The sequence below is a fragment of the Buttiauxella sp. B2 genome (assembly GCF_006376615.1).
GTDB lineage: Bacteria > Pseudomonadota > Gammaproteobacteria > Enterobacterales > Enterobacteriaceae > Buttiauxella.
Window position 1 is genome coordinate 1 of sequence record NZ_VEXQ01000059.1, and the last position, 3,514, is coordinate 3,514.

Sequence of the window (3,514 nt, forward strand, 5' to 3'; positions counted from 1 at the left end):
TTATCAGCCAGCCAGTTATCGATACGGTGCAGGATAACGCGGGCAACACGCAGGGGCTGGTGAGCAACGGGGGGCTGACCGATGACAACCGCCCGGTACTGACCGGTCATGCAGAAGCAGGCTCCCGTGTGGACATTCATGTCTTTGGCCCGGGTGGCAAAGAGCTGTATCACCAGAGTGTCACTGCGGGAAATGATGGTTCGTGGACATACCAGCCAGAAGCCTTCACCACGCACGGTAACTACTCATTTGGCATTACTGGTGTGGACCAGGCCGGTAACGCGTGGCGTGATTATGGTGATAAATTCACCGTCAAATATGTCGGCAGCAACCAGGATGCCGATGCACCGGATACCGCGACGAATATTCAGGTTTATGACGATGTCGGTACGTTACAGGGTGACCTCGCCAACGGCAGTACCACTGATGATAACCATCCAACCATTAGCGGCAATGCCACTGCGGGCGATCTGATTATGATCTCTGATAATGGTAAAGCTATTGGCTCTGTCACCGTTGACAGCAAGGGTCACTGGAGCTTCACCCCAACGACCGCGCTATCCAATGCAGAACACAGCATCACTGCGGTAGTGAAAGATCCTGTTACGGGCAAGGTGAGTGACGCGACTGAAGCATTCCACTTTACCGTAGAAACGCAGGCGCCTCTGGTTTCAGGTCATGAATATTTCGAGGGTGGCTCCGATGATTCAACAGATACTCTCGTCTTTGCTTCCGGACTTCAGGTTTCAAATGTCGGGGATAGTTACTTAAGCGTGATTTCTTCAAGCTTCAGGGCTGAGGATCCAAACAACAGTAAACAAACCATCCTGGGTGATAACCATGCCAGTGGTATTTCTAATCAGGGTGGCGAAGGCGGAATTCTGTTCACCCTTCCAGGCGCTGCTCAGACAATTTCCTTTGATTATGCGGTGGCGCAATCATTAACGATTTATGATACCAACCATAATGTTATCGCTCATATGGTTCCTGACTATAACAATGGTAGCGGTAGCGGCGTAATCGGCGATGCCATTTCCACAGATTACAGCTGGTGTCATTTTGAATATACAGCACCTCAGGGTGTAACTATTGGATCCTTCTCTGTAGATTCCGGCTTTTCATGGGTGGATAACGTCAACTGGAGCACATCAGGTTCAACATCTCCGTGGTCGCAGTCTACAGACATTAACAATGAAGCCTTTGATTTAACCAACCATGCGCATAACACGCTGGCATTGTCGTATAACGATGTTATCACTCACGCTGAACAAAACCTTTATATTCAGGATGGCAAAGAGCAGTTTGCCATTAAAGGTGATAACGGCGATGTGTTGCAGCTCAAAGTGGCTGACTTTGATCATGACTCCTGGATTAATACAGGTTCAGTGAGCGCAGGCGTCGTACAATATGATGTCTACCAGCACGCAGGTGATAATCTGGAAATGTTGATCCAGCACGGTGTGCAACTGCATCAGGTTATCTAAGTTATATTCCTGTTATTCAAAGACCTCCTTCCGGAGGTCTTTGATCCTACCCACGTAATGTGGGCTCTGTCGCATTAACGGCAGCAGGTCAGTAAAAGTGGCGTTGTCGGTTATTCAGGCAGCCAGCAAATAGAATTTTCCCCGGGTGACAATCCATTACCAGGTGTGCCTTATATCTCCGCCTGAAGGACGAGGTTTTACGGCACACCTGGTAAATTCATTGTCTATTGCCGCAATAACGATGCTGCCATGAACGGGATCCACGGTTGTCCGGAGAATAATCGCCCCTGTATACTCCACCCCGTGCAAAAAATATCCACTGAACAAACCGTCGCAGATCTGGTCCGTCAGGACAGCCTGGTACTGGCATTGCATCAGTTCAATACCATCATTAAGGATCACTTTGGTTGGTTTATCTTCACGCAGACGTTCTGCCACCAACTCCACACAAGGATGCCAGACATAATGATAAAACTACTCCTCATCATGGCACTCTCCTCCCTTATTCTCACCCCGGCCTTTGCGGCCACGGCGGTGAGACTGAAGTGCAGCCTGAGAAAAAATGTACTGGTTTCCCGTTTCGGCTACAAACTCAGTACCATGAAGTGGGACGACAATTTTCAGGTAGCGTCGGGGCTCCGCAAAAACCACACGCCATCCGGTGTACCGTTTGAAGTTACATCATTTCAAAACGGCGATGACCTGGTGTATTTCCCCCGAAAAAAACAGTATGTATTCTTTTTCAGAGGCACCCACTCTCCGGATAAGTGCCGTATCACGGGTTTATACACCCTGCCCGTCACGATACTGCCGTATCATAAAAATCGCTGAACCCTGTATGGCCGTCCGGATCCAGCTATGTGGCCAAAAATGATGACAATTCATCAGTAAGCGTCACATTCAGACCGTATTGACGCTCAGACAGAAGCCAGATCGGCTTTCCGGGGCAGTAGATCGCGGGTCCGGTTTACCGGCCAGTCCTGCGTTTACTCCACTTTTGTGGAGTGAGAACATCGTTGTTTACTCATGTACTGCCTGTCATAACGGCTCTCTTGATTGTTAAATGCAGAGCGTTCCCCTCCTGCCAGAGCACCAACTCAGCGCAGGAAATGTATTAAAACCCGATCTCACCAATCGGGTTTTTTTACGTCTGTACCTTTCCAAACCCTTCCACCAGAATGCTACATGTTGTGTGGGTTCGTATTTTAATGACTGTATATAGTGTGTGCATCAAAGATGTTTGTGATTTTATTGGTGCAGAGCAAAGTAAACCGCGCACAGCAGGAAGGACAGGTATCAGGTTGCATTCTTAATATGTCAGGAAAGAGAAATTAACCCCGTTTTCCCGCTACTGGCGGGGCTGTAGGGGGGAGGCGGGGAATATTGCCACGTCAGCCAGTCAGTAATCGTCGTGCCGTCTGCGCATCATAGCTGAATGACAGTCCTTTTCCGGTCAGCACATCGAGCGAGAACAACCTTGTATACACCTCCGTACTCCGGGCGTACCGATGCCCCAGCAATCCCTGTAACACCTTCTGCGGTACGCTGTTCATTAACAGGTGCATGGCGAACGAGTGCCGGAAGGTGTGCGGCGTCTGCCGTGAACGTATTTCCCATACCGGAACATGCTTAACCCGTTTTCGCCAGGTGGTGAGATATTCGCGCATCCGTTGTGCATACCCGGCATCGAGCAGCGGCACAATCCTGATCCCCGGTTCAGGCGGTTTACGGTAGCGCGGATCAGGGTGCAGGGTATCGGCATCGAGGGCAGGGCGACCGCACCCCCGGCTGGCTTCTTCAGGGTTTTGAGCATCACCACCGCTTTCGGGTGGCGACGTGACGGTTCGAGGATAAAACCGGCCGGGGTAAGTGCCAGCGCTTCATTGAGTCTCGCGTCTGTATTCCACAGCGTTTCAAAATACATCCGGGTGCTCAGATCATCGATACAGGAAAGCAGCAGACTGATTTCAGGGGCGAGTAAATATTTCGGCAGACCTGCGCCGAGGTGTGCGGCGTAATCGCGCATTGTC

At 50.4% G+C, this 3,514-nt stretch carries 3 protein-coding genes and 1 pseudogene; 2 read left to right on the forward strand and 2 right to left on the reverse strand.

Annotated features, from left to right (window positions below):
- On the forward strand, positions 1-1,484 hold a 1,484-nt coding region (locus tag FH968_RS23400; protein WP_139883867.1), incomplete at its 5' end, for an Ig-like domain-containing protein.
- A 156-nt stretch (positions 1,485-1,640) separates the two neighbouring features.
- Here the strand turns inward: FH968_RS23400 and FH968_RS23405 are convergent.
- Entirely contained in the window at positions 1,641-1,922 is a 282-nt protein-coding gene (locus FH968_RS23405) for a hypothetical protein (RefSeq protein ID WP_139883869.1), read from the reverse strand.
- 27 nt (positions 1,923-1,949) lie between these two features.
- On the opposite strand from FH968_RS23405, the gene FH968_RS24030 reads away from it, so the two are divergent.
- The gene (locus tag FH968_RS24030) at positions 1,950-2,315 is read left to right on the forward strand and encodes a hypothetical protein (protein WP_223271390.1); all 366 of its coding nucleotides are present in this window, start codon (positions 1,950-1,952) and stop codon (positions 2,313-2,315) included.
- A gap of 560 nt (positions 2,316-2,875) precedes the next feature.
- Here the strand turns inward: FH968_RS24030 and FH968_RS23415 are convergent.
- A pseudogene (locus FH968_RS23415) lies at positions 2,876-3,510 on the reverse strand (tyrosine-type recombinase/integrase).
- Between the last annotated feature and the right edge of the window lie 4 nt (positions 3,511-3,514).

Coding starts and splice junctions, on each gene's coding strand:
- FH968_RS24030 (WP_223271390.1), top strand. CDS start 1,950: ATGATAAAACTACTCCTCATCATGGCACTCTCCTCCCTTATTCTCACC.